The organism is Planococcus dechangensis (genome assembly GCF_042654465.1).
Classification (GTDB): domain Bacteria; phylum Bacillota; class Bacilli; order Bacillales_A; family Planococcaceae; genus Planococcus; species Planococcus dechangensis.
Map to the genome: position 1 here is coordinate 1,900,687 of NZ_JBHSGL010000005.1, position 25,786 is coordinate 1,926,472.

Annotated in this window: 25 protein-coding genes; 2 read left to right on the top strand and 23 right to left on the bottom strand. The window is 49.3% G+C overall.

Annotated elements, in window-relative coordinates; translation table 11 throughout:
* Positions 1-257 precede the first annotated feature (257 nt).
* Entirely contained in the window at positions 258-1,007 is a 750-nt protein-coding gene (locus ACFO5U_RS12545) for an SDR family NAD(P)-dependent oxidoreductase (RefSeq protein WP_377279406.1), read from the top strand.
* Positions 1,008-1,250: 243 nt separating this feature from the next.
* On the opposite strand, the gene ACFO5U_RS12550 is transcribed toward ACFO5U_RS12545, so the two are convergent.
* The 18 genes from ACFO5U_RS12550 to rpsF all read right to left on the bottom strand — a co-directional run bounded on the left by ACFO5U_RS12550 (position 1,251) and on the right by rpsF (position 21,305).
* Complete coding sequence (locus ACFO5U_RS12550) at positions 1,251-2,759, bottom strand: DUF1846 domain-containing protein (protein ID WP_377279407.1); 1,509 nt, start codon at positions 2,757-2,759, stop codon at positions 1,251-1,253.
* A gap of 331 nt (positions 2,760-3,090) precedes the next feature.
* Positions 3,091-3,570: a 23S rRNA (pseudouridine(1915)-N(3))-methyltransferase RlmH gene (rlmH, locus tag ACFO5U_RS12555; protein WP_377279408.1), complete on the bottom strand. Its 480-nt coding sequence runs from the start codon at positions 3,568-3,570 to the stop codon at positions 3,091-3,093.
* An 89-nt stretch (positions 3,571-3,659) separates the two neighbouring features.
* A complete protein-coding gene (locus tag ACFO5U_RS12560) occupies positions 3,660-3,824 on the bottom strand; it encodes a CxxH/CxxC protein (protein WP_377279409.1) in 165 nt (54 codons plus the stop codon).
* 315 nt (positions 3,825-4,139) lie between these two features.
* The gene (locus ACFO5U_RS12565) at positions 4,140-5,339 is read right to left on the bottom strand and encodes a S1C family serine protease (protein WP_377279410.1); all 1,200 of its coding nucleotides are present in this window, start codon (positions 5,337-5,339) and stop codon (positions 4,140-4,142) included.
* Positions 5,340-5,875: 536 nt separating this feature from the next.
* On the bottom strand, positions 5,876-6,664 hold the full coding sequence (locus tag ACFO5U_RS12570; RefSeq protein ID WP_377279411.1) for an MBL fold metallo-hydrolase: 789 nt from the start codon (positions 6,662-6,664) through the stop codon (positions 5,876-5,878).
* A gap of 13 nt (positions 6,665-6,677) precedes the next feature.
* The gene (locus tag ACFO5U_RS12575) at positions 6,678-7,481 is read right to left on the bottom strand and encodes a two-component system regulatory protein YycI (RefSeq protein ID WP_377279412.1); all 804 of its coding nucleotides are present in this window, start codon (positions 7,479-7,481) and stop codon (positions 6,678-6,680) included.
* Entirely contained in the window at positions 7,468-8,799 is a 1,332-nt protein-coding gene (locus tag ACFO5U_RS12580; protein WP_377279413.1) for a YycH family regulatory protein, read from the bottom strand. Before ACFO5U_RS12580 ends, ACFO5U_RS12575 begins: the two co-directional genes overlap by 14 nt.
* Entirely contained in the window at positions 8,790-10,616 is a 1,827-nt protein-coding gene (walK, locus tag ACFO5U_RS12585; protein WP_377279414.1) for a cell wall metabolism sensor histidine kinase WalK, read from the bottom strand. Before walK ends, ACFO5U_RS12580 begins: the two co-directional genes overlap by 10 nt.
* Positions 10,617-10,621: 5 nt before the next feature.
* Positions 10,622-11,329 carry a response regulator YycF gene (yycF, locus tag ACFO5U_RS12590; protein ID WP_377279415.1) on the bottom strand — a complete coding sequence of 236 codons (708 nt, stop codon included), beginning with the start codon at positions 11,327-11,329 and terminating at the stop codon, positions 10,622-10,624.
* A 1,017-nt stretch (positions 11,330-12,346) separates the two neighbouring features.
* Positions 12,347-12,538 carry a M23 family metallopeptidase gene (locus ACFO5U_RS12595; RefSeq protein ID WP_377279505.1) on the bottom strand — a complete coding sequence of 64 codons (192 nt, stop codon included), beginning with the start codon at positions 12,536-12,538 and terminating at the stop codon, positions 12,347-12,349.
* A 215-nt stretch (positions 12,539-12,753) separates the two neighbouring features.
* Positions 12,754-14,040 carry an adenylosuccinate synthase gene (locus ACFO5U_RS12600; protein WP_377279416.1) on the bottom strand — a complete coding sequence of 429 codons (1,287 nt, stop codon included), beginning with the start codon at positions 14,038-14,040 and terminating at the stop codon, positions 12,754-12,756.
* A 144-nt stretch (positions 14,041-14,184) separates the two neighbouring features.
* Positions 14,185-15,540 carry a replicative DNA helicase gene (gene dnaB, locus ACFO5U_RS12605; protein ID WP_377279417.1) on the bottom strand — a complete coding sequence of 452 codons (1,356 nt, stop codon included), beginning with the start codon at positions 15,538-15,540 and terminating at the stop codon, positions 14,185-14,187.
* Between the two features lie 11 nt (positions 15,541-15,551).
* The gene (gene rplI, locus ACFO5U_RS12610; protein ID WP_377279418.1) at positions 15,552-16,001 is read right to left on the bottom strand and encodes a 50S ribosomal protein L9; all 450 of its coding nucleotides are present in this window, start codon (positions 15,999-16,001) and stop codon (positions 15,552-15,554) included.
* A complete protein-coding gene (locus tag ACFO5U_RS12615; RefSeq protein WP_377279419.1) occupies positions 15,998-17,974 on the bottom strand; it encodes a DHH family phosphoesterase in 1,977 nt (658 codons plus the stop codon). The genes rplI and ACFO5U_RS12615 overlap by 4 nt, the downstream gene beginning before the upstream one ends.
* A gap of 14 nt (positions 17,975-17,988) precedes the next feature.
* Entirely contained in the window at positions 17,989-18,942 is a 954-nt protein-coding gene (locus ACFO5U_RS12620) for a YybS family protein (protein ID WP_377279420.1), read from the bottom strand.
* 1,240 nt (positions 18,943-20,182) lie between these two features.
* Positions 20,183-20,419: a 30S ribosomal protein S18 gene (rpsR, locus tag ACFO5U_RS12625; RefSeq protein ID WP_377279421.1), complete on the bottom strand. Its 237-nt coding sequence runs from the start codon at positions 20,417-20,419 to the stop codon at positions 20,183-20,185.
* A 53-nt stretch (positions 20,420-20,472) separates the two neighbouring features.
* Positions 20,473-20,964 carry a single-stranded DNA-binding protein gene (gene ssb / locus ACFO5U_RS12630; RefSeq protein WP_377279422.1) on the bottom strand — a complete coding sequence of 164 codons (492 nt, stop codon included), beginning with the start codon at positions 20,962-20,964 and terminating at the stop codon, positions 20,473-20,475.
* 53 nt (positions 20,965-21,017) lie between these two features.
* Positions 21,018-21,305: a 30S ribosomal protein S6 gene (rpsF, locus tag ACFO5U_RS12635; RefSeq protein WP_377279423.1), complete on the bottom strand. Its 288-nt coding sequence runs from the start codon at positions 21,303-21,305 to the stop codon at positions 21,018-21,020.
* 164 nt (positions 21,306-21,469) lie between these two features.
* Between rpsF and ACFO5U_RS12640 the strand changes: the two genes are divergently transcribed.
* Entirely contained in the window at positions 21,470-22,024 is a 555-nt protein-coding gene (locus ACFO5U_RS12640; RefSeq protein WP_377279424.1) for a DUF3267 domain-containing protein, read from the top strand.
* Positions 22,025-22,131: 107 nt separating this feature from the next.
* Here ACFO5U_RS12640 and ACFO5U_RS12645 read toward each other — a convergent pair whose 3' ends face one another.
* The 5 genes from ACFO5U_RS12645 to ACFO5U_RS12665 form a co-directional block, all read right to left on the bottom strand.
* Positions 22,132-22,515 carry a gamma-glutamylcyclotransferase family protein gene (locus ACFO5U_RS12645; RefSeq protein WP_377279425.1) on the bottom strand — a complete coding sequence of 128 codons (384 nt, stop codon included), beginning with the start codon at positions 22,513-22,515 and terminating at the stop codon, positions 22,132-22,134.
* Between the two features lie 119 nt (positions 22,516-22,634).
* Positions 22,635-23,735: a redox-regulated ATPase YchF gene (ychF, locus tag ACFO5U_RS12650; protein ID WP_377279506.1), complete on the bottom strand. Its 1,101-nt coding sequence runs from the start codon at positions 23,733-23,735 to the stop codon at positions 22,635-22,637.
* A gap of 79 nt (positions 23,736-23,814) precedes the next feature.
* Entirely contained in the window at positions 23,815-24,015 is a 201-nt protein-coding gene (locus ACFO5U_RS12655; protein WP_068871157.1) for a DUF951 domain-containing protein, read from the bottom strand.
* A 15-nt stretch (positions 24,016-24,030) separates the two neighbouring features.
* Complete coding sequence (locus tag ACFO5U_RS12660; RefSeq protein ID WP_377279426.1) at positions 24,031-24,939, bottom strand: mechanosensitive ion channel family protein; 909 nt, start codon at positions 24,937-24,939, stop codon at positions 24,031-24,033.
* A gap of 23 nt (positions 24,940-24,962) precedes the next feature.
* Complete coding sequence (locus tag ACFO5U_RS12665; protein ID WP_377279427.1) at positions 24,963-25,676, bottom strand: DUF554 domain-containing protein; 714 nt, start codon at positions 25,674-25,676, stop codon at positions 24,963-24,965.
* Positions 25,677-25,786 lie beyond the last annotated feature (110 nt).

Consider the following 25,786-nt stretch of genomic DNA (forward strand, 5'->3'; position numbering starts at 1 on the left):
CCCTCCCCGCGAGCATGCACTATGTTTATGCGCATCCCGGCATTCACCATCAAATCACTGTTTAATCGGATGCGTCCAGAGTTTTTCCTATTGCATGGTTGGTGATTCCTTCTGTATATATTCTAACAAGACACTGAGGAGACCTTTGTCTCTGGATACTTCGAGTGGTAGGCACCCAGATTTCCTACAGTGATTCGAATGTTATATACTGATTACAAATTCTTTATGACTTTACTATGACGTTTGGAGGAGATCGGATGATGTTCGAAAACAAAGTAGTGGTTGTTAATGGTGGAACGGGTGGAATTGGCAAAGAAGTGGTTCGTTTCTTTTGCAGAGAAGGAGCTAGCGTTCATTTTACGGGAAGAGACAGCGATAAAGGCGCTCAAGTTGAGAGTGAATGCGACGGGAAGGCTCATTTTTACGAAGTCCATAACGAAAATCCGGAAGAAATTGAAAGCTTTTTTAAAACACTTGAAAATGATGGGCATCCGATCGATATCCTGTTCAACAATGCCGGTGTTCTGTCTATCGGAATGGGGCCATTGTCTCGCGTAAAGCTAGATGACTGGAGTCAGTTGATTGCCGTCAATCAAACGGCGATCTTCCTCTACATGAAATACGCTTTAGCCGTGATGAGCAAGCAAAAACATGGAGTCGTTATCAATAACGCCGCCATCCTTGGAAACGATAAAGTCAATCCGATGCTGCCGGCTTATAGCGGAACTAAAGCAGCCGTTGTCGCGATGACCCAAAGCACGGCTCTGCGCTTTGCCAATCAAGGCATCCGCGTCAATTGCATCTCCCCCGGCCCGACAGAAACCGACCTGGCCATTAAAGCATATGGCGGAAAAGAAAATTATGAAAAACAATCACAGGGACACCCGAGAGGAAGCTACGGGAAACCAAGTGAGATCGCAGAAGTCGTGCTGTTTTTAGCTTCAGACAAGGCGTCCTATATAAACGGTGCGGAAATCGTTGTAGATGGTGGTTACTCGTTAAAATAAATGGACTTAAGAAACAAGACAGGATTAGTTTAACCATTTACTGTAGAGCTTTATTTTCCTGTGGGGTGAAGTAAAATTATTTTTTACAGTCTTTCACAAGTAGCGCTTGATTAATTCAATAAAGCAAAAAGGTTCATTCTTCTTATTAAAAGAAGAATGAACCTTTTCAGTAAACGCGATAAATGAAAATACATCCGCCTCAGGCTTCTATGGAAGGAGAAAAAGGCAGGTGTTTTCTAAAATCTAATTGTAATATAGGTTCTCAGTTGGATATACCGGATCATTGGTGATGTCGATTCCAAGCTTCTTAAAGGTCTGTTCGTTTTCTCTATTCAATATAACCGTAGAATGAGCTTGGGTGTCTTTTAAATGTGGCAATTGCTTATAAGCCAGCTCAGAAGTAGGATTGGTGACCGCACTGATTGCCAGTGCAATGAGCACTTCATTGGCGCTTAATGTCGGGACGCGGCTATTCAAGTCATCGGTTTTCAACCGTTGAATCGTTTGTAAAATCATCGGCGACAATAAATCAATTTCATCGGAAATATTGGTCAATTTCTTCAACCCATTCAGAATCGCCGCTGCCGAAGCATCCATCAAAGTTGTCGTTCGGCCGGTGATCATCTCGCCATTCGGCAGTTCTATCGCAATTACGGCTTGTAAATTCGTGCTATCAATTTGCGCCTGGACTTCTTTCGCATAATTACGTGCCGGCAATACAGGTGCCCGATCCTCTTTCTTTAAACCGGTCTCTTCCAGAATCACTTGCATGTGGCGCACACTGTCTTCATCGGCAAGCCCTTTTTTATAATCGTTCTCTACGACGAAGCTGCGCCGAATGATTTCCTGCTTGGCAGCTTCCTGGACAACGCTATCATCCGTGATGCCCGATTTCAGGCGATTGACCCCCATATCCGTCGGTGAACTGTAAACAGACTCTTTGCCGGTAATCCTTTCAATAATCCGTTTGATGACAGGAAATGTCTCAATATCACGATTGTAATTGACCGCTACTTTCTCATATGCTTCATAATGATAATTATCAATCATATTTACGTCTTTTAAATCGACGGTAGCCGCTTCATAAGCGATGTTTACTGGATGCTTTAACGGCAAGTTCCAAACTGGAAAAGTCTCAAACTTAGCATAGCCGACTTCATTTCCCAGTTTGTTCTCGTGGTACATTTGGTTAAGGCAGGTGGCAAGCTTTCCACTGCCCGGGCCAGGGCCCGTTACTACCACGATTGGCTTTGTCGTTTTAATATAAGGATTATTCGCAAATCCTTCTTCCCCAAGGACCGCCTCCACGTTTGTCGGATAACCTTCAATTTCGCGGTGAATACAGACGCTAATTCCGCTTCTCTCAAGCTTTGTCATAAATACTTTGACTGTTGGCTGCCCCTGGTAACGGGTGATCAAGACACTGTTGACAGAAATTCCGTATGCTCGGTATTCGTCAATTAAGCGCAGGACATCTTGGTCATAAGTGATGCCGTAATCTTCACGGACTTTGTTTCGTTCGATGTCTCCAGCGTACACACAGATGATGATTTCCGCATTTTCTTTCAGTGTATGCAATAGTTTGATTTTGGCATCTTCATCAAATCCAGGCAGGACACGCTTGGCATGTTTGTCGCCTATCAATTTTCCGCCAAATTCCAAGTAAAGTTTATCATACTGCTGCACCCGCTCCAGGATGTAGGCTGATTGTTCTTGCAAGTATTTCTCCGAGTCAAATCCAATTTTTTTCATTAAATTCAGTCCCACCTTCTAACTTCAAGCTCCCTTAACTCGAGTGATAAAAACCCCTTAAGAGATACTTCCAAATAAAAATCCATTCTTATCATTATAAATTTTTGAAAAAAGGAAATCGGTCCAATTGCTTCATTGAGTGGGTTATCCTAATAAGCGCAGTGGCCTTATCAAGGATATATTCAACTAAAACAACAGAATTCAAATCAATGTTTAGTATATCCAAATGATGAAATTCTGTTTCTCTTGGATAGTTTCAATAACTGAATTGCCTTTAGCATTTGGACAAATCATGTATAAGTTAAATTTTATTTAATAGTTTAAACCTCACTTACTTATGATAAGGTTCACCCTTTATAATCCGGAAAGCCCGATACACCTGCTCCAGCAAGATCAACTTCATCAATTGATGCGGGAACGTCATCTTGGAAAACGATAATTTCTCATCTGCACGCTTCAATACTTCATCATGGAGGCCGAGTGAGCCGCCAATGACGAAGACAACTTTGCTGCGGCCGTAGGTCATGAGCGATTCCATGTCTTTAGCGAGCCCTTCGGACGTCTTCATCTTGCCGTCGATCGCCAGGGCGATGACGTAGGCGTCTTGCGAGATTTTGGCGAGTATGCGCTCGCCTTCTTTCTTTTTGACGATTTCCATATCCGCTTCGCTCAATTGCTCCGGCGCTTTCTCGTCCGCGACTTCAATTTCCGTGATTTTTGCATAAGCCCCTAACCTTTTTGCATATTCTGCAATGCCTGCTTTTAAGTATTTCTCTTTCAGTTTTCCGACGGTGACAATGGAAATGTTCACAACTTATCCCCCTTTACACGAAATTTACAAACAAGTTGCCCACAGACTTTATGCACATATCCACAGGCGTTTCTACATCTTGTAGAATTTTATTTATCCGCCACAAGATACAATGCTTGTTCTTCACAGTAATCACAGTTTGTGGATAACTTTTCGATTTCTGATAATTCCGTCAGTATAGGATAACTTTCCGTTTTGGCGACAAATTCGTCAAGCCCTTGTCCCACGTGTGTTTGGCAGCAATAAAGTTTCATTTTTCCGCCTCCTTCCGATTTCCGAATATTCAACACAGTTATACACATTTCGTTCCCTTTATCCACAATCCATTTTAACAGATTAAAAACCCTACGGATAGCGAAGCTTTTACTGCCTGTGGATTGTGCACAATCGAAATTTTACAAAAAAGTTATCCACATACCATTTTTCCGAACATTAGACTCCTTTTCACCGGAATTTCGCTTTGCGAAGTGTATAATATTCATGCTTTTTATCCGTTGCCGCACATCTGTTTTCCAATAGAAAAAAGCAGCTTCCGGAGGTGTATATTCAACCGTCCGGAGCTGCTTTTTTTAAAATGTAGAATTATCGACGAGTTCGAGTTCGAATTCGAGCAATTCGCCGTCTCGATACGCTTTCACTTCGAGCATATCGCCGATTTGTTTTTCATTGTACAGATGTTTGCGCAAATCGATGATGTCGCGGATCTCTTGCCCGTCCATCTCCACCACCACGTCGTACTGCCTCATGCCTGCTTGTGCCGCCGCAGACCCTTCGACAACCGAACTGACAACAACGCCTGCTGTGACGTCTTCAGGCAAGTTCAGCGTATCTTCACGATATGTGCTCGGTACTTGGGCGAGATCCACCAGCGTGATGCCCATCGCCGGCCGTACCATTTCACCGGTCGCCTCCAATTGGCGTATGACTGGCAATGCTGAATTGATCGGGATCGAAAAGCCGATGCCTTCGACTTGTGAAGTAGCGATTTTCATCGAATTGATGCCGATCAATTGACCCGCCAGATTAACGAGCGCCCCGCCGCTGTTTCCGGGGTTGATGGCAGCATCGGTTTGTAGCACTTCCGCTTGCCAATCCTCTGTGCCGTCACCGTTCAAGTCGACGGGCACCGCACGGTCAGTGCCGGAGACAACACCGCTCGTCACTGAACCGGAAAACTCCAGTCCAAGCGGGTTGCCGATTGCAATCACTGCTTCGCCACGCTTCAAAGCATCCGAATCGCCCAGTTCCACAACGTCTTGCACTTTTTCATTGCTCATTCTCAGCACGGCGAGATCTGTCCAAATATCGCTGCCGACTAGTTCTGCTTCGACTTTCGTGCCGTCTGCGAGTGTCACTTCGATGCCGCTCGCACCGTCGATGACGTGTTGGTTCGTGACCACATACGCTATTTCGCCTTCACTTTTATAGATGACGCCGGAGCCTGTGCCAACTGCCTGCTCCTGGCTTTGGGAAAAGAAATCACTGCCTGCCTGCAAATTCGAAACGCCGACGACTGCATCCGACGCCGCTTCCACCGCTTTTGTCACATCGGTCGTAATGTCGAGCGAAGCGCCTTGCTGTTCGCGCTGTTGTTCTTGGATTTGCGTGCCAGACTGGTTATCCGCCCCCGGCATGACGCCCGGTGCTTGGCTGAACAGCAGCCACACCACAAGCCCTCCGGCCAGCGCCCCGAACAATCCGGAGAAAAAGCTGCCGGAACGGCTCGGTTTGCGCGGCCTGCCGTTTGGCGTTTGATTATAATAGCCCATAGCCTCCATCCTCTCTGAGTGTCTCTCTTTTTATCATAAATTCTCTCCCCCAAAATGCAAGCAATCGTCCCTGCTGCTCACAAGCTGCTCGAGGTAGATGACAATACCGCGAAAGCTGAGCTTGAAGTGGAAGCGCTCGACTCCTGCGGTAACAGTACGAGCCGAAGACACTGGACTGAGCAAAGCGAGCGCTGGAACGGAAAGCCTGTTTTTTACATCCCAGTCACCGTTTCTACACCATCTTAACCTCGCTCTTGGGCAAGTCTACCCTTGCAGCGCAGATGTGGGAGCAATGGGGTTGCAAGCCCCCGGCAGCTGGCACCGCGACGTCCTGTAGCTGATGGTAGTGAAAGTGGCGACTCCGGGAGGATCAGCGAGACAATTGAGACCCTGGACTGAGCGCAGCGAGGGAAGCGGCTCAATGCGAGCCCTCCGGAAAGCGTCCACTTTCACGGACATCAGCGACTCTTTAAAAAAAGACTGCCCCTACAAGCCTTTTCTCAGGCTTCTGGGACAGTCTTTCCTCTACCATCTATTCACACAACAACCAAGGGCGTGGCTTCGGTCGGCGACGTATCAAACAAATCGACGTATTCGCCGACGATGATGCCTTTTGTCTGCAAGGTCTGCTCGACGCTCATGCGCGCCAGGTCTTTCATGTTATTGTCTTTGCTCAAATGCGACAAATAAATGCGTGTCGGCTTTTCCGCCATCACTTCAGCCATGGCGACCGCCGCATCTTCGTTCGAGACGTGCCCCACATCGCTTAGGATGCGCCGTTTGACCGACCACGGATAACGTCCCATCTGCAGCATGCCGACGTCGTGATTGCTCTCAAAGACATACGCATCGGACGCGCCGATGATGCCTTTCATGCGGTCACTGACATAGCCTGTATCGGTGATGAGCGCGAGCTTGCGGCCGTGTTCATGGAATACGTAGAACATCGGCTCTGCCGCATCGTGCGACACGCCGAACGACTCGATGTCGAGCCCGCCGAACGATTTCATCGTCTCCATATCAAAATGGAAACGCTGCTCTAGAGGAATCGCCCCGACTAGTCCGTCCATCGCTGTCCAGGTTTTGGCGTTGGCGTAGATCGGCACTTTGTGCTTGCGCGCGACGATGCCGAGCCCTTTAATATGGTCGCTATGCTCATGGGTGACGAGAATGCCGTCGAGCTTGCTCATGTCGCGGCCGATGGAAGCGAATAAGCCTTCCATTTTCCGGCCGCTAAGCCCTGCGTCAACCAAAAACGCATGCTCGTCGGTTTCAACGTAAATGGCATTGCCAGTCGAACCGCTGGCCAATACACTAAAGCGCATAGTCAAAATCTCCTTACTCTGCTGTTTCCTCGTTCTGTCTGTTCAATTCAATGACGCCATCCTTGATGGCATTGACGTAATGATCTTCTTCCACACCGTCCGATTGCTGGACGCGGATGCGCCATGTCGGCACGAACATTTGGCGGTTTTCCGATACTTGCACATGCATCGAATAGCCGAGCTGTGCTTCGGTAATGCGGCTATTCGTTTCAAGCAAGTTCTTCTGGTACAAAGTGTGGATCGCCTGAAGCGGCTTGATCAGCACTTTTTCTTCTTCGTTTTCGATAATATTGTCGAACATGGTCTGCTCAAAACCGATGACGTCGCCGTCTTCATTCCAGAATACGGTCAATTGTCCGTCCCGGCTATAAAACAGCGGCTTTTCCGCAATTTGCTGCGAAAACACAGCGCGGTTCTGTTCTTCATCGATTTGCCGCAGCAAATAATCCGAGCCCGACGGAACTTCCTGTTCCGCGAAAGCTTCGAGCGCGTCTTCAGCCTCGCCTTCTAACGCAATCGGCTCATCATAAGTCACTTGCAGCATGCGGTCATTCAACACATTGACCACACCGTCTATGTCGACATCCGAACTGGTGAAGATTCTTGATTCGCCGCGGACATACGGTTTGGCTTCTGTCGCATCAGGCAGCGCCGCATAGGTAATGTTATCGCCGCGCAGCTTCTCATCGATCGTAGACTCCGGAAGCAGCTCGATCCGTTCCGCTTCGGTATAGCGGTCGAGATAAAGCGAATATAGAAACACATTGAGAATTGAAAAGACGATGATGAAAATCGTTTTCGTTTTACTCCAATCCAAGCTTTACGCCCCCTACCGATTCTTCAGATAGCCGTGTCCATTTGCCGTTTGATTTATAATACCAAGCCGGTTCAAACGTGATCAGCTGTTCGTCTTCACTGCGTGTCAGCTCATAGCCGATGGTTACCGCTTGGATGGTCTCCAATTCCAGGTCGAGCCTTGTCAAAGCTTCCAGTACGGCCTTTCCTGGCGCCATTTCCACGGTGCGGGTTTCAGCAACCGAATCGAGGAAATAGGTCGGGCGGCTGTAGCGGAACACTTGCTCGATGCCTTCGTCGGTGCCCATCTCCACGTCCAAGCTAATCGCCGTCGTATTGCTGAACACCGGTGCATCCTCAAATAGCAATTGATAGCTGATTTGCTGATTGACCGAAGTCATGCCGAAATACATGTACTGATCGGTCCAGCCGCCATGTTCGTTAATATAGCTGACCGAATTGAAAATCAAGTCGGATGGGATTCCTGGGTCCGATGTCTCGGCTTTCGGCTGGACATAATTGATGCTCTTCTGGCTGTCCACCTCGCGCATGATTGCCCCGGAATCGTCCGTATATTCCTCGCTCAATAAATCTCCGGCAAATTCTGCAGTCGGGCTGTCCATAATGGCATCCGCCAGTACTGAGGCCGGTGTCTCTTCGAGTAAATAATCAAAGCTGGTTTTCTCTGCCGGATTTTCCGCTACGTATACCGGCAATGTACCGATGCGCGGATCGGTGATGTAGCTTTCATAATCCTTTGCCTGTTCGACAAAATCATCACGGAACTGATCGAGCGCTGTATTCATTACTTGCGCTTCGTATATTCGGCCGGAGCCGGTATTGATAAAGTAAATGACGGGGTCAGTGTTGTCTTCCGTTCCCCATTCGATGACGACACGGTTAAACGTCGATTCCGGCAAATTATTATCGGTGATGTCCATGATGACATCGAATACAGGAAAAGGAACGGCCGCCGGGTAGTAAAGCACCGCGCGACCAGGACCATGTAAATACTGTGTCAGCACTTCCGGTATGGCCTCTTCTTCAGACAACAGAACATCGGAAATCTGCCATTGCTGGACTGTGTCGAGCATCGTTTCGATCTCCAGCTGGGAGAAAGTGCCGGTCACTTCATCTTCGTGATGGTACAGCACTTTGATCGGCCGCACGACCTCATCGGCATTGCGTTTGTCGCCGATCGCTACTTCTTCTTGTGTCGGAGTTTCGATTTCATCGTAGGTCGGGGTGAATGTCCAGATGGTGAATGTCAGCGCCAGGCTGAGCACAATGAGCAGCAGCAGCGCCATGGACTTTACATGCTCCAAATACTTCAATCCCATTCACCTCCATCGTCGATTTCATATGGCAAGGTGAAGAAAATCGAAGTCCCTTTGCCGTACTTGCTCTCTGCCCAGATTTTGCCGCCGTGGGCATTGATCATTTCCTTGGAAATCGCCAAACCAAGGCCGGTCCCGCCCATCGCACGCGAACGTGCACGGTCGACGCGGTAGAAGCGGTCAAAAATACGCTCGACATTTTCTTTCGGGATCCCCATGCCTTCATCGGTGATCGACACGAGCAATTCATCCTCTTTTTCACGGACTGAAAAACGGACCTTGCCGCCTTCTGGTGAATACTTCAAGGCGTTCGAGATGATGTTGTCGATTACTTGCGTTAATTTATCGGTATCGATTTCCACAAAATACTGCGTTTTCGGCAATTTGCGCTCGAACGACACATTTTGCGATTTCGACATCTCGAAACGATCGATGATGCGGTTGAAGAATACGCCAAACTCGACCATTTCCTTGCTTAAATCCGATTCGCTCGAATCCATTTTCGACAGCTTCAGCAAATCGTTGACTAAGCGAATCATCCGCTCCGTCTCCGTTTGCGTCACATTGAGGAAATTCGGTGCAAGCTCCGGATCTTGCCACGCGCCGTCTGCGAGCGCTTCTAAATAGCTGCGCATCGTCGTCAGCGGCGTCCGCAATTCATGCGACACGTTCGCCACGAATTCGCGGCGTTCCATATCGATTTTTTCCTGCTCGGTATTGTCGTGCAAGACGGCGATCAAGCCATTGACAAAGCCGGTCTCTTTTTGGATGACCGAGAATGTCGTGCGCAAAATCGTCGACTGGTCTTGCGTGTTAATATCCAGCGTAATCGCTTCGCGCATATCGATCAAATCTTCAAATGTATAGGATTCATCAAGGCCAAGAACGGCTGTCACCGGCTGGTTGATGACTGTTTCACGTGAAACATTGAGCAGCTGCAAAGCCGGCTCGTTAATAAGAATGATGCGGCCGCGACGGTCAGTCGACAGTACCCCGTCCGTCATATTGGCGAGTACCGAGGCAAGCTTGCGGCGCTCGCTTTCAGTCGATTGCTGGGATTCCTGCAATCGGTTCGTCAAATGGTTGAACGCACGCGCGAGCTGGCCGATTTCATCTTCACTATAGACGCGCACCTTGCGCGAGAAATTGCCTTTCGCCATCGCTTGCGCTTGCCGGCGCATATCGGCGATCGGCCGTGAAATCGTCTGTGCGACGAGCACGCCGAGCACTGCCGTGATGAACAGCGCAATCGCCGTACCGCCCGCTAAAATGGAGTTGATGGAATCCATTTGGTTATAAACGTTCTCGACTTCTGCTTTGACATACAGCGTGCCGAGCACTTCCCCGCCGACCGCGACAATTGGCTGCGTTCTGACCCACACCCGCTCTTCGAGAACCGGGTCGACATAGGTTTGATAAAGTTCCGTCTCTCCGATGATGGAGCGGCGCACTAGATCATCCGTCGAACGCTGGCCGACAAGCGACTGGTTCTCGCTTGCCGAAGTGGCCAAGATCCGGTAGCGATTGTCAATAACACGGATTTCACTAATGTCTTCAGACTGGAAATTATAAATGACCGACCGCAGACTCTGCTCGGTGGTCAAGTCCTCATCTGTCCGGTTGCGGATCATTTCTTCGCGTACACTGAACTCAATAATTTCCATGCGGTCTTCAATGGAATTCTCAAAGTTGCCCAGCAGCGTTTCTTCCAGCTGTTGGGCGAAATACAAACCAATAATCTGCATTGCCAGGAGAATAAGTAAAATGTATATTAAAACGAACTTCACATGGATCGACTTAAAAAAACTTGTTTTCAGCATTCAGCCTACTCCTGTTCAGGGTTCCGCAGGTAATAGCCCACACCGCGGCGCGTTACGATCCACGCCGGATGACTCGGATTGTCCTCGATCTTTTCGCGCAAACGGCGAATCGTTACATCCACTGTACGGACGTCGCCGAAATAATCATAGCCCCAGACCGTCTGCAATAAATGTTCACGCGTCATCACTTGGCCAATATGCTTGCCTAAGTAATGCAATAGCTCGAACTCGCGATGCGTCAATTCAATAGTTTGGTCGCGTTTCAATACTAAATACGCATCAGGTTGAATCGTCAACGAACCGACTTGGATGTCGTTCGAGCCGAGGCCCTCTTCTTCTGCCGGCACGACATTCTGGCGGCGCAAGTTGGCTTTGACACGCGCAATCAATTCACGCGTCGAAAACGGCTTGGTCACGTAATCGTCCGCGCCGAGCTCTAGGCCGAGCACTTTGTCGATCTCTGAATCTTTTGCCGTCAGCATGATGATCGGGAAGTCGAACTTCTTGCGCACTTCACGGCATACTTCCATGCCGTCGCGGTTCGGCAGCATGATGTCGAGCAGCATCAAGTCGGGCTGAATTTCTTCCGCCACCTTGATTGCCTCGTCGCCGTCATAGGCCACCACTACATTAAATCCTTCTTTTTTTAAATTAAATTGCAGAATATCCGCAATTGGCTTCTCATCATCCACAACCAATATCGTTTTACTCATTTTTTCTCCCCCTCTGCATGCCATTTCTTCCATTAGTCAGCCGGTTTAAAAATCTTTACTATCCTTTACTTTATCATTATTTCAAGCATTTCGCACCTTTAGATGGTCATGGCGGGCCTTGGGGCTCCGGCTATGTCAGGGCATGGGAATGTGCAGATATGGCTGCATGGAGACGAGCCTGTGCTTTGGTAGGATGATGTTGTTAGATGCTGACTGTTTTCAGTAGCATCAGCTGGGAGGTGGAATGGGTGTGCGGAGATGTTGTCGGTGTTTGGTCGTCCATCGCTTCCTTGGTCGGGCTTAGACGAGGATATTCAGGGTTTTCTTGCGGAACAGTTCCATCATTCTGTTTTGAGCCACACCTAAGTATTCGCCGCCTTGCTTTGGGATGGCCTCTTGCCGCAAGCCAATGAATTGGCGAGAGGAAGTTGAGCCGATTCATTTGCGACGCATCTGCTCGCAGATGTGGGAGCAAGGTTTTTCATAGGATGCTTGCATGTAACTTTTCACTTGCTTTGTCGGCTCACCCTTGGCGCTAGGCGGCTGAGTGATTTCGTTGTGTATAGATTGTTTACCAGATCTTCTTCTGTACATAGTTGCCGGCTAGTTGGGGAATCGCTTCCTTGGTGGCAGCATCCGATAAAACCTGTTTAATTCAAAAAGCTTGTGTATGGATTAGTAATAGAACGCAATTGCCTCTCTTTGGTTCAAGATCAGCTGAACTATAAAACATCACACATTTACACATTTTCTATAGAGTGAACAGAAGAAACGGTCATCCACTTTAAAACTAGAGACGGAGTGGAAGGGGGCTGACGCCTGTGGGACCGCGCGGGCTGGCGAGACAAAGGCGGTGCTCTTCCGCCTTGGCCGGGCACCCGCCCCATTACCGGGCAGCTGAAAACGCGACGTCCTGTCGCATCAGCTGCATGTTTTGAAGCCGGGCCTAAAGCAATCTATATTGAAATACACAAAAAAGCTCCCGGCAAGCCGGCAGCTTTTTGATCCATTATTTCTTTACATAATCCAAAGGGTCGCGGTCCTGGCCTTCAAAGGACAGTTCGAAATGGAGATGGATTCCTGTAGAGCGCCCTGTGGTGCCCATATCGCCGAGTTTGATGTTTGGGGAATAACCCTTTCCCTCACCTTAACGTCGATCGATGAGAGGTGCGCGTAGATCGTCTCGTAGCCATTGTGGTGGTCGATGATGACGCGGTTGCCGAATGTGCCTGCTGCACCGGCGGCTTTTAGGGAATATCTTCTTTATATCAACAAAAGAAGGCAATACATTAATCCCGTGTGCAATTATTTCCCATAATTCACCCTTTTTTCGAGATGCCTTTGTCATAACCGTCACCTATGGCGTGTGAATGGAAAAAAGCCACTGCAGCTCTTCGAAAAGAGTGCAATGGCTTGAAGTTGTTTTAGCGCCAAACGCTTTTGACGATATTGGTTTGGTTGCGGTCAGGGCCGACTGAGAAGATGGAAATCTGGACATCTGTCAGCTGGGAAATGCGCTCCAAATAATGGCGCGCGTTTTCCGGCAATTCATCCAATGATTTGCAAGACGTGACGTCTTCTGTCCAACCTGGCATTTCCTCATAGACCGGTTCGCAGTCTGCGAGCATGCGCAAGTTCGCCGGGTATTCTGTGATCAGCTCGCCTTGGTAGCGATAAGCTGTACAGATTTTCACCGTGTCGAGTCCTGTCAAGACGTCGATCGAGTTGACTGTAAGGTCCGTCAATCCGCTAACGCGACGTGCATGGCGCACAACCACGCTGTCGAACCAGCCGATGCGGCGCGGACGTCCTGTTGTAGTGCCGAATTCTTTGCCGACTGTACGGATTTTGTCGCCGATGTCATCGAACAATTCGGTCGGGAACGGTCCGTCGCCTACACGTGATGTGTAAGCTTTGCAGACGCCGATTACGTGTGAAATCATTGTCGGGCCGACACCCGCGCCGATTGTCACGCCGCCCGCTACCGGGTTGGATGAAGTGACAAATGGATATGTGCCTTGGTCGATATCGAGCATGACGCCTTGTGCGCCTTCAAACAATACACGGCGGCCGGCATCGAATGCATCGTTCAATACTTTCGATGTATCCGTCACGTATTTCGCGATTTCCTGGCCATACTGATAGTACTCTTCCATGATTTCTTCGACCGTAAAGCCTTCTGTTTCATAGAATTTTTCGAACATGCGGTTTTTCTCCGTCAAGTTCTGGCGTAATTTTTCCTCGAACACGACGTGGTCAAGAAGATCCGCCATCCGGATGCCGACACGTGCCGCTTTGTCCATATACGCAGGCCCGATGCCTTTACCGGTCGTCCCAATCTTGTTCGCGCCACGGCGCGCTTCTTCTACTTCGTCTTGCTTGATGTGGTAAGGCAACAGGACGTGTGCGCGGTTTGAAATGCGCAAGTTCTCTGTTGTCACACCACGGTCGTGAAGGCCTTTAAGTTCCTTGACGAGCGCTTTCGGGTCGACAACCATGCCGTTGCCGATCACCGATGTTTTATCTTTATAAAAAATCCCTGATGGAATCAAGTGCAATTTATACGTTTCGCCGCCGAAAATAATCGTGTGTCCGGCGTTGTTGCCGCCTTGGTAACGTGCAATCACTTCTGCGTGTTCCGATAGAAAATCCGTGATTTTCCCTTTTCCTTCGTCTCCCCATTGCGTTCCTACTACTACGACTGATGTCATCGTCCGCACCTCCGTTAGGCTTGTCGCCCTGTTTCAAACAGTGTTAATTGTATCAATAGAGTGGCGTATCGTCAATACGAAACTAAAGAAAACACGAACATCGAAATGCATGACTGCATTTAATGTTCGTGTTTAATAGTCGTATTAGAAATCGCCGCCGCCTTCATGGTCTGCCCAATCGATGGTGACGAATTTATTATATTCTTTCACAAACGCCAGTTTGACGGTGCCGGTCGGGCCGTTCCGCTGTTTGGCGATGATGATTTCAATCATGTTCTGGTCTTCGGTTTCTTTATCGTAATAATCTTCGCGGTATAAAAACGACACAATATCGGCATCTTGCTCAATCGATCCAGATTCACGCAAGTCGGACATCATCGGGCGTTTGTCTTGCCGTTGCTCAACCCCACGGGACAGCTGCGACAAGGCAATGACCGGAACTTCGAGTTCACGTGCCAAACCTTTCAAGGAACGGGAAATATCGGATACTTCCTGCTGACGGTTCTCCCCGGCTTTGCCCGGGCCTTGGATCAGCTGCAAATAATCGATCATGATCATGCCGAGACCGTATTCCTGCTTGAGGCGGCGGCATTTCGCGCGGATATCGTTGACGCGGATACCCGGCGTGTCGTCGATGAAAATGCCGGCATTGGATAAACTGCCCATGGCCATCGTCAGCTTGCGCCAATCCTCATTTTGCAACGCACCGGTCCGCATGATTTGGGCGTCGATATTGCCTTCTGCACAGAGCATCCGCATGACGAGCTGCTCTGCGCCCATCTCCAGGCTGAAGATCGCCACGTTTTCATCGGTTTTCGTCGCCACGTTTTGTGCAACGTTGAGGGCGAATGCCGTTTTACCGACGGACGGGCGGGCAGCCACGATGATCAAATCGTTGCGTTGAAAGCCCGCCGTCACTTTGTCCAAATCGCGGAAACCGGTCGGAATGCCGGTAACGTCGCCTTTACGTGTATGCAGTAATTCGATATTGTCATAGGTTTTCACCAAAACGTCTTTGATGTGGATAAAGTCGCCGGCATTTTTGCGGCTCGATACTTCCATCATTTTCTTTTCGGCTTCAGCAAGCAATGCTTCGACTTCGTCTTCACGCGTAAAACCGTCTTCGACGATCGATGTGGCCACGCGGATGAGACGGCGCAATAACGCCTTCTCTTCCACGATATGGGCGTAATGCCCGACGTTTGCGGCTGTCGGGACGGCATTGGCGATTTCGGTCAAATACGACAAGCCCCCAACATCTTCGAGCTCTTTTTTGACCGATAGCTCTTCTGTCACCGTCACCAAATCGATCGCTTTGCCGCGGTCCGATAGATCGATCATCGTCTGGAAGATCCTCTGGTGGGCGATGCGGTAGAAATCTTCCGGCATGACGATTTCCGCAACGGAAACCAGTGCCTGTGGCTCCAGGAAAATGGCGCCGATAACGGATTGCTCAGCTTCCTGGTTATGCGGCGGGACGCGGTCTATCGATTCGTTCATATCTATTCCCCTTACGCTTCTTCAGTAACGTGCACGCGCAATGTCGCTGTTACTTCATGATGCAGTTTCACCGGCACATTCGTATAGCCGAGCGCCCGGATGGCGTCGTCAAGCTCCATTTTACGCTTGTCGATTTTATAGCCATGTTTTTTCTCCAGCTCTTTCGCCACTTGCTTGGTCGTGATCGAGCCGAACAGGCGGCCGCCTTCACCGGATTTCGCTGTCAATTCAACCGTCAAAGCCTCGAGCTTTTCTTTCAACTCTTTTGCTTCGTTCAATTCCTGCTCGACTTCTTGTTCCTGCTTTTTTTGCTGCCCGGCCAATTTGCTCATCGCTGCCTGGTCGGCTTCTACAGCCAAATTGTTTTTCAACAGGAAGTTGTTGGCATAGCCGTCAGCCACGTTCTTGATATCACCTTTTTTACCTACATTTTTTACGTCTTTCAAGAAAATCACTTTCATTCTTCAGATCCCCCTTTATCATTTTCCATCAATGCTAATTTTAACTGCTCAACCGCTTCAGCAAGCGTAACATTCGGCATTTGCGTCGCCGCATTCGTTAAATGGCCGCCGCCGCCGAGATTTTCCATTACCACCTGGACGTTGACTTCGCCAAGTGAGCGGGCGCTGATGCCGACGCCTCCTTCTGTCCGTTCTGCGATGACAAACGAAGCGTTAACATCTTTCATCGTCAACAGGATGTCGGCCGTCTGGGCAATCAGCACGGGGCTGTAAATGCGCCCCTCCTCGCCTTTTGCAATGGCGATGCCGTCTCCGACGAACTCGACGCTTTGGACGATTTTCGCCCGTTCGATGTACGTCTCGAGGTCTTCTTTCAAAAGCCGCTGCACGAGCACCGTATCCGCCCCGTTCGAGCGCAAATAAGATGCCGCTTCGAATGTTCGCGCCCCGGTACGCAGCGTAAAGCTTTTCGTATCGACGATGATGCCGGCGAGCATCGCTGTCGATTCAAGCTTCGTCAGTTTATCGTGCTTCGGCTGGTATTCGATCAATTCGGTCACGAGCTCCGCTGTAGAAGATGCGTACGGCTCCATATAGACGAGCATCGTATTGGTGATGAATTCCTCGCCGCGCCTGTGATGGTCGATCAAAACGACGCGCTCCATGCGTTGAAGCAAACGTTCATCAATGACCATCGACGGCTTGTGGGTATCGACGACGACCAAAAGCGAGTGTTCGGTCATTTCCGCCAACGCCTCTTCCGGCGTGATAAAGCGCTCGAACAAATCCGGGTCGCTTTCAATTTCTTCCATCAAGCGCATGACGCTGCGGTCGTATTCATCGAAATCGATGACGATGCGGCCTTTGACGCGGTTCATTTCCGCCATTTTGGCCACACCAACCGCTGCCCCGATCGAGTCCATATCGGGCATTTTATGGCCCATGACAAAGACTTGATCGCTTTCCTGGATCAAATCACGCAGCGCGTGGGAAATGACGCGTGCACGGACTCGTGTACGTTTTTCCACGGGATTTGTTTTGCCGCCGTAGAATTTCACTTTGCCGCTCGGATGTTTGATCGCCACTTGGTCGCCGCCGCGCCCGAGCACCAGGTCAAGCCCCGACTGCGCCATCGAGCCAAGTTCGATGAGCGATGCAGAGCCTGCTCCAACACCGATGCTCAAGGTGAGCGCCATATTGTCTTTCGCGGTCACTTCACGGATATCGTCAAGCACGGTGAATTTGGTTTCTTCCAAAGTTTTTAAAATCGATTCGTTAAAGACGGCCATAAAGCGGTCCGAGGAAATCCGTTTGACGAAAATACCGTTGTCGGTCCCCCATTTATTGATGAGCGAAGTCACCAAACTATTCAAATTGCTGCGCACCTGGTCATCCATTCCTTGCGATAATTCATCGTAATTGTCGATGAACAGAATACCGATGACGGTCCGGTCCGCATGATACAAAGTTTCGATCTCCACTTGTTCGGTAATATCGAATAAATAAAACAGCCGGTCATCTGCACGGTAATAGACGCGGTACTTGCGCCCAGCGAGCGCAATGACCATTTCGTTCGATTCCGTCGACTTGACCAATTGGTTAAATTCCTCCGATAAGCTGTACACCGACTCGCCGATCAAAGTCTCATAATCGAGTGCTGCCGTCATATAGGGATTGGCCCACTCGATTTGATGAGTGTCGCTGACCAATAAAATCCCAATCGGCATCTCAAGCAACGCTTCCTCCCCGACCTTTTTCATCCGGTAAGAGAGCGTTTCGATATGCTTTTCCGTTGCTTCATAATTCCGCTTTTCCATTATCCAGGCCGACGTGATTGCCGCCCCGTAGAGCAAGGCAAATATGCCTGCGCCCCATTCAGACCAGAGGGAGATGAGGATGACAGCGGCCATTCCAAGAGCCAGCAATGCCAGCAATGGATATCTTAGATTACGTTTCCTGAAAAAAGCCGACATTTCTCTTCAGCTCCTTACTTTCCTTTAAACTCGTGCGCACGCTTGATCCAGCCTCGGATGTCGAAACCGAGATCCAAAATCCCGATGATGCTCGTAAACGACTGCAAAGGAAACGCAAAAATCGTCACGATCACCGTCACCCAGCGAGGCCAGCCCTCTTGGTGAACATAGAAATGATAGAACGATACCCCCTGCAAAAACAGCAAAAACTGCAGCAGCATCGAGGCATTCGCAAAAATCAAATACGCCATCGTCCCTTGCTCAAAATCAGACAGCAAGGACACCAAAATGACGATCAAATAATACCACAATACGCTCTTCGGCAAACGCATCTCGCGAAATGGCGGGAACTTCGGTACATCGATGCCAAGCCGCTTTAAAATCGGCAAAAACACCAATAATAACAGCCACACCATGGTAAATACCGACAACACCAACAGCGTCGGCATCAAAGCCTCGAACGTGAAAATAAACTCAGTTACCAACTCCTGATAGTCTTCTGTCGGTGTTTGCCCAAGGCGCTCCATCCAAGCATTTGCCTGTTCGATCGAGAGCCGCATCGCTGAGATAAACTCTTCGATGAAGTTGATTCCGAAGAACGCGATCGCCGCCAAATATTGGACAAGGATGGACAGCAACAGCGTAATACTTGCGCCCATGAACATGAACAATTTACTTTTCTTATAATAGATCGACAAGCCGATCATCAGACCAAGCGGAATGTGGATCAACGCCAGCGGAATCGCCAGCAGCCCGCCGATCATAAAACTCAAGACCACTCCAACCACGGCTACAAGCGCCGAAGCCTTTGCCGGATACTTGGCACTATACCATGCAATCGGCAATGCTAAAAACAAGGTACTGACGACACTCAGCACCGGTACATATACAGAAACAGCCAATAAGACGGCAAACAGTGCCGTCATCATGGCCCCATTCGTCAACTGACGTGTCTTTTGATTAGGCATAGCTCTGCTTTTCATCTTCTTTCGGGTTTATTTCATCCTTGTAATTGTACCATGATTCAAGTTCTCGAACAAAAAAGGGGGACCACTGCGCTGGTTCATTGTGTCCAGAAGAAAGCATACTGTCACATACCCATTTGCAGCCTATAAAATGCGCGCTATTAGGTGCCGTGGATCGATTGCGTGGAATCTTGAGGTTTCCGGCAGATATGTAGTTGGAGACATTCACTTTCTTCGGTGAGTCGAGAATGAGAGCTGGGGCAGAATGTGCATAATCGCTTCCCTGGATTAAAATCTGGGTCGGTTAGTCAGACTTGGCGTGCGGTAAGGTATTATGGTTCGTTCAAGGCATCGCTTATGAATCCGCCGCCCTGCTTTGGGATGGCCTCTTGCAGCAAGCCAGAAAGAGCGCCTGTCTCGCTGCGTCGGCTCACCCTTGACGCTAGGCGGCTGAGTGATTTCGTTGTGTGTAGATTGTTTAACCAGATTTGCATCTGTACATAGTTGCCGGCTAGTTGGGAAATCGCTTCCCTGGGCTGGCTCAGACGAGGATATTAAGGGTTTTCTTGTGAAACTGTTCCATTTTCTTTTTCGGGCAACACCTTGATATTCGCCGCCATGCTTGGGGATGGCCTCTTGCCGCAAGCCAGGAAGAACGCTTGTCTCGCTGCGTCGGCTCACCCTAGGCGCTGGGCGGCTGGGAGATTTCGTTGTTTGTTGACTGTTTAAGTTGTTCTGCTTCTGTACATGGTTGCCAGCTTGCTGGGGAATCGCTTCCCGGGATGCAGCATCTTGCACGTTGGTGCTTCAGCCAAAAATCTTGTTGATGGATTAGAACTAACTAGCCTCTCTACTACAAAGATAACTTGAGCTACAAAACATGATCCATTTCCTCATTTTCTATCGAGTGGACAAAAGAAGTTTTCATCCCCTCTAAAACTAGAGACAGAGTGGAAGGGGGCTGACGCCTGTGGGACCGCGCGGGCTGGCGAGACAAAGGCGATGTTCTTCCGCCTTGGCTCAACACCCGCCCCACGGCAAGCAGCCCCCTGCAACGCAGTCGAAAAGCGGAAGCTTTTCCACTCACTTCTTTATATTTCTCTGGCATCCTGCGGGCCCCAAGCAGCCTCCTACAACACAGTTTACTAGCGCAAGCTATTCTACTCACTTACTTAGCTTTCACTCCATCAATTTCCAATGCAAATAAAAAAGGAGACCGGTTTCCCGGTCTCCTTGTAAAATCTTATTTCTCTTCCGCTACGAACGGTAGAAGTGCCATGATACGAGAGCGTTTTACTGCAATCGTCAAACGACGTTGCCATTTTGCGCTAGTGCCCGTAACACGACGTGGCAAAATTTTGCCTCGCTCAGAAATGAATTTCTTAAGCAAATCAGTGTCTTTGTAGTCGATGCGTGTAATGTTGTTTGAAGTGAAATAACAAACCTTTTTACGCTTCTTGCCTCCGCGACGTGGTGCCATATCGAATTACCTCCCTTACTTTTCAGATTTCTATTCGTCAGTTTCCATTCAAATCAGAATGGCAGATCGTCGTCAGAAACTTCGATTTTGCCGCTTCCGCTTGAGAATGGATCGTCATCTACACGAGTATTGTTTTGCTGACTTGGGCTAGACGGTTGGTTCTGCTGATAAGACGGCTGCTGTCCATAAGAACGATCACCTGAAGGGCGATCTCCAGAAGTTGCGCTTTTCGGTTCAAGGAATTGAACGCTGTCCGCCACCACTTCTGTCGTATAAACGCGCTTGCCGTCTTGACCCTCGTAGCTGCCAGTCTGAATGCGGCCTTCGACACCTGCGAGACTTCCTTTTTTCAGGAAATTCGCCGTGTTTTCAGCCTGCTTGCGCCAAACGGTACAATTGATAAAATCTGCTTCGCGTTCACCTTGCGCATTGGAGAATGTCCGGTTTACAGCAAGTGTAAAACGAGCCACCGCCGCTCCGCTTGGCGTGTAACGAAGATCAGGATCTTTTGTCAGTCTTCCGACCAATACAACCCGGTTGATCATCAGAATTCAACCTCCTTCTTCAAGTCATTTATTATCTGGATTCCACGAATCGCTTAAACGTCTAGACGTACAGCGATGTGGCGGATGATGTCTTCGTTGATGTTCGCAAGACGTGTAAACTCGTTGATAGCTTCAGATCCAGCGTTAGCTTTGACGATCTGGTAGAAACCTTCTTTGAAATCGTTGATTTCGTAAGCTAGACGGCGTTTACCCCACTCTTTCGACTCGATGATTTCAGCACCGTTTGAAGTTAGGATTTCGCTGAAACGCTCAACAAGAGCTTTCTTCGCGTCCTCTTCAATGTTCGGGCGCACAATGTACATTAATTCGTATTCTCTCATCGTATTGTCACCTCCTTATGGACTTGGGCCCTGCTGTTTCCAGCGGGCAAGGAGCAAGCAATCATAAATATTACTCACATCAATATATTGTAGCATAGCGGGATGCTTCCGGCAAGCGCTATTTTCGGCTATACTAAACTCATTAAGCGAAGGACGTGATGCTCATGGACCCACGCAGGATCATTGATTTGAATATAGAAGAAATCGCACCGAAAGCGCTGTGGTTCAATGTGCTGCTCGTCGTGGGATTCGCTCTCGCCTACCAGTTTTTCCGGGAGCCGCTGTCGTTCGCATTTTCGCTCACCGGCATTGTCTATTTTCTGGTCGGATACGTGCTGTTAATCGTGCTTCACGAATTATTTCATTTGATCGGGTTTGTCGTCTTCGGAAAAGTGCCGGTTTCCTCGCTGCAATACGGGGTCAACTTGAGCATGGGCGTGGCTTATGCGACAAGCGACCAGCCGGTGAAAAACCGCGCCATGCGCGCGGTGCTGCTATTGCCGTTTTGGATGACCGCCGTTGTGCCGACCGCCCTCGGTTTCTGGATCGGCGACCAAGTGCTCGTGCTGCTCGGCGCCATGCTGACAGCTGGCGCGTTCGGAGACTTTCTCATGTACCGGGAATTGCGTAAAGAGCCCGACGATGCATGGATATTGGATGACCCGGAACTCCCCCGCCTGCACGTCTATTCCGAGTTTCCGGATTCGCGTACGTCTTAGTGACGAAGCTCAGTTTATTATAATAGGTAACATTTTCCATTCGATAATAAAAACAGGACGGTCAGCAAGTTTTCTGCTGCCGTCCTGTTTTTATTTCTGCCACAAACTCATTTCACAAAAGAGCGTTCTACGTCCCAGACGCCTTCCGGAATGTATTCTCTCAATAAGTGCTGGGCTTTCGCCGTATAGATGATCGCGGATTTTGTGCCGTGCACGGTTTCGATATTTACCGTCAAACGATCGTATAAGTCCGTTTCTGCATTGCCTGTATAATCTTCCAAATCATTGATCGCCGGCCATAAGACGTCCGGTATATCGTACAGTTCCCCGGAAATCACATCATCTCCCGACAAGGCGAGCGCCGGATAGCCAAGGCCCGTATCATACAAGCGTCCCGTTGTTGTCACGTGCTCTGCAACCAGCTGGGCTTCCTCCAAATAGAAATGGTATTTGCCGCCGCGCTTTAAAGTTCCATATGCGAATAAATACATTGTTTTCCCTCCTCATAAAAAAAACCGGATGCTGAAAAAGCACCCGGTTCCGGTATTCTTTTTCAGCCGCCAATCGATTCTTAACTTGTTTCCAATGACTGTGTGACTGAAAGTTAGCTTTACACGTTAAATCTGAAGAGCATAACATCGCCGTCTTTGACGATGTATTCTTTTCCTTCTTGACGCACTTTTCCGGCTTCTTTCGCCGCTGCCATCGAGCCTGCTTCGACCAAATCATCGTAAGCGACCGTTTCAGCACGGATAAAGCCGCGCTCAAAGTCCGAGTGGATAACGCCGGCACATTGCGGCGCTTTCATGCCTTTTCTGAATGTCCACGCCCGCACTTCCTGGACGCCGGCAGTGAAATAAGTCGCCAGCCCAAGCAAGCTGTAAGACGCTTTAACCAATTGGTCCAATCCAGACTCTTGGATGCCGAGCTCTTCAAGGAACATTTCTTTTTCCTCGTCATCGAGTTCAGCCATTTCTTCCTCGATTTTCGCACAAATGACGATGACATCGGCATTGTCCTTGGCCGCAAATTCACGGACCTTTTGAACGTATTCGTTGTTATCGGCATCCGCGATTTCATCCTCGGAAACGTTGGCGACATAGAGCATCGGCTTGAGCGTCAACAAGTTCAAGCTTTTTGCGATGCGCAGCTCGTCATCGGTGAAGTCGATCGAACGCGCCAATTGGCCGTCCTCGAACGCTTCGCGCAGTTTCAATAGCACAGGCTCTTCCGCAATCGCGTCTTTGTCCCGTTGCTTCTTCAACTTCGCCGCACGCGCAATGCGTTTCTCGATGCTTTCCATATCCGCCAATACCAATTCCAGGTTAATGACTTCAATATCGGAAATCGGATCCACTTTCCCTGTAACGTGCGTAATGTTATCGTCAGCGAAACAGCGCACCACTTGACAAATCGCGTCTACTTCACGGATATGCGACAGGAATTTATTCCCAAGCCCTTCACCTTTGCTCGCGCCCTCAACAATTCCCGCGATATCGGTAAATTCGAAAGCCGTCGGCACGGTTTTTTTCGGATCCACCAATTCCGTCAATTTATCGAGGCGCTCATCCGGCACTTCAACGATTCCGACGTTTGGATCTATCGTACAGAACGGGTAGTTTGCCGCTTCGGCGCCCGCTTTTGTAATAGCGTTAAATAATGTGGACTTCCCCACGTTTGGTAATCCTACGATCCCTGCAGTTAATGCCAAAGGATTCACGACCTTTCTTCTCGTTCACAAATTTTACAACCATTCTATTATAGGAAGAGGAGGCGAAAATGTCCATTCCTCATTCCGCCTCCGCTTTGACCAGCACTTTTTTCATTTTTTTATTGAACTCCGCGCGCGGCAGCATAACGCTATGCTGGCAGCCTTCGCATTTGATGCGGATGTCGGCGCCCATGCGGATAATCTTCCACGCGTTCGCTCCGCACGGATGCCCTTTTTTCATTTCGACAATATCATTCAACCCGAATTCTTTCATCTCCATGGGTGCGTCCCTCCATCACTTTTTCACAACAGCTGCATCCGCCATGTTTTCGCCGGGCTCGCGGTGCATAACCACCATGCGTGGATACGGCAGCTCCACGCCGCGCGCATCGAAGAACTCCTTCAAATCGCGGCGCATTCTGCGGGCCACGCCGAAATGCTGCATCGGCAAAGTTTCAGCCGTCAAGCGCATCACCACTTCTGTCGCCGTCATGTTTTGTACGCCGAGCAACTCTGCTGGGCTGATGACTTCCTCATAATTGGGCTGCACTGTCTCGAGGAACTCCATGATGAGCCGTTCCACTTTCGCCAAGTCTGAATCGTGAGAAATGCTCAGATCCACGACGGCAATCGAATTATGCAGCGAGAAGTTGACAACATCAGTGACATTGCCGTTCGGGAAGATGAAAATCTCCCCTGTCCAGGCCTGCACTTTCGTCGTCCGCAAGCCAATTTCCTGTACGGTCCCTTCCGCTTGGTTGATGCGGACATAATCTCCGACAGAAAACTGGTCTTCAAAAATGATAAAGAAACCAGTGATGACGTCGCGCACCAAGTTTTGCGCGCCAAAACCGACCGCTAAGCCGACGACACCGGCACCGGCGATGATCCCGCTGATATTGATGGAAAACAAAGACAAGATCGTCACCATCGCCATAAACCAAATCACATACGTGACGACGTTTTCCAGCAGCTTCGACAAAGTCTGGTGGCGGCGTCCGGTCACTTTGATCGGCCCTTTAAAGCGGACCGAAAACGACTTGCGGATGATTATGCGCACCACGCGGATCAAAATATATGCCCCAATGGTCAATAGCACGACTTTCAACGCTGTTCCGGAAATCGCCAACCACATTTCCTCATCCAGCATTTTCGTTATCACACCATCGATAAATCTTTCAATTACACTTCTTTCAAAAAGCACACTTACACCTTCTTAGTTATTACTTACATCAGATTGAATTTAAACATGGCCGTGACAAGAAACGCAACTACAATGATCCCCGGCAGCAAATTCGCCACGCGGATTTTGACAATCCCCATCAAATTCAAGCCGATCGCTGCAATCATCACTCCGCCGGTCGCGGTCATTTCGGTAATGAACAAATCAAGTGCGGCTTCTGGAATGATCAAGCTGATTTGCGTTGCAAAAAGCGCAATCAAGCCTTGATAGACAAATACCGGAACCGCCGACAGCATGACGCCGATGCCAAGCGTCGAGGCGAGGATAATCGATGTAAATCCATCAATGATGCCTTTTGAAATGAGAACGCCGTGTTCATTACTGAGCCCGCTCTCTAATGCACCGATAATGCCCATCGCACCGATGACAAAAATCAACGTCGCCGTGACAAAACCTTGCGCCAAGCTCCCTTGGCTTTCCTTGGTCCCAAGCATCCGTTCGATCCAATGGCCGAATGCGTTCAGCTTATCTTCAAGCTTCGCCCACTCCCCGATGACCGCACCAAATACGAGGCTGATGATGACGATGACAAAATTCTGGCTCTCAAAGCCCATCTGCAAACCTAGCACCACAACGACAAGCCCGATGACATACATGACCGTCTCTTTCATCTTTTCGGGAATATTGCGCAATGCCCGTCCAATGAGTGTTCCTAAAACAATTAAAACTGCGTTGACCAACGTTCCCCACAGAACCATATTCGCGCTCCTTCCTCCGTGCTTGTGCACTTTGCAGCACGCTGCGCTCTTCTCCCTCTTTTTCGGCTCTCGTGCCTCCACACTCAAGCGGGGGATTTCTGCCGCGCCAC

Coding starts and splice junctions, on each gene's coding strand:
- ACFO5U_RS12600 (WP_377279416.1), bottom strand. CDS start 14,040: ATGACATCAGTCGTAGTAGTAGGAACGCAATGGGGAGACGAAGGAAAA.
- ACFO5U_RS12545 (WP_377279406.1), top strand. CDS start 258: ATGATGTTCGAAAACAAAGTAGTGGTTGTTAATGGTGGAACGGGTGGA.
- ACFO5U_RS12550 (WP_377279407.1), bottom strand. CDS start 2,759: ATGAAAAAAATTGGATTTGACTCGGAGAAATACTTGCAAGAACAATCA.
- yycF (WP_377279415.1), bottom strand. CDS start 11,329: ATGAGTAAAACGATATTGGTTGTGGATGATGAGAAGCCAATTGCGGAT.
- ACFO5U_RS12620 (WP_377279420.1), bottom strand. CDS start 18,942: ATGCCTAATCAAAAGACACGTCAGTTGACGAATGGGGCCATGATGACG.
- ACFO5U_RS12560 (WP_377279409.1), bottom strand. CDS start 3,824: ATGAAACTTTATTGCTGCCAAACACACGTGGGACAAGGGCTTGACGAA.
- walK (WP_377279414.1), bottom strand. CDS start 10,616: ATGCTGAAAACAAGTTTTTTTAAGTCGATCCATGTGAAGTTCGTTTTA.
- ACFO5U_RS12565 (WP_377279410.1), bottom strand. CDS start 5,339: ATGGGCTATTATAATCAAACGCCAAACGGCAGGCCGCGCAAACCGAGC.
- ACFO5U_RS12640 (WP_377279424.1), top strand. CDS start 21,470: ATGGACCCACGCAGGATCATTGATTTGAATATAGAAGAAATCGCACCG.
- dnaB (WP_377279417.1), bottom strand. CDS start 15,540: ATGAACGAATCGATAGACCGCGTCCCGCCGCATAACCAGGAAGCTGAG.
- ACFO5U_RS12645 (WP_377279425.1), bottom strand. CDS start 22,515: ATGTATTTATTCGCATATGGAACTTTAAAGCGCGGCGGCAAATACCAT.
- rplI (WP_377279418.1), bottom strand. CDS start 16,001: ATGAAAGTGATTTTCTTGAAAGACGTAAAAAATGTAGGTAAAAAAGGT.
- ACFO5U_RS12580 (WP_377279413.1), bottom strand. CDS start 8,799: ATGGGATTGAAGTATTTGGAGCATGTAAAGTCCATGGCGCTGCTGCTG.
- ssb (WP_377279422.1), bottom strand. CDS start 20,964: ATGATCAACCGGGTTGTATTGGTCGGAAGACTGACAAAAGATCCTGAT.
- ACFO5U_RS12655 (WP_068871157.1), bottom strand. CDS start 24,015: ATGGAGATGAAAGAATTCGGGTTGAATGATATTGTCGAAATGAAAAAA.
- ACFO5U_RS12665 (WP_377279427.1), bottom strand. CDS start 25,676: ATGGTTCTGTGGGGAACGTTGGTCAACGCAGTTTTAATTGTTTTAGGA.
- rpsR (WP_377279421.1), bottom strand. CDS start 20,419: ATGGCACCACGTCGCGGAGGCAAGAAGCGTAAAAAGGTTTGTTATTTC.
- ACFO5U_RS12570 (WP_377279411.1), bottom strand. CDS start 6,664: ATGCGCTTTAGTGTATTGGCCAGCGGTTCGACTGGCAATGCCATTTAC.
- ACFO5U_RS12615 (WP_377279419.1), bottom strand. CDS start 17,974: ATGTCGGCTTTTTTCAGGAAACGTAATCTAAGATATCCATTGCTGGCA.
- rpsF (WP_377279423.1), bottom strand. CDS start 21,305: ATGAGAGAATACGAATTAATGTACATTGTGCGCCCGAACATTGAAGAG.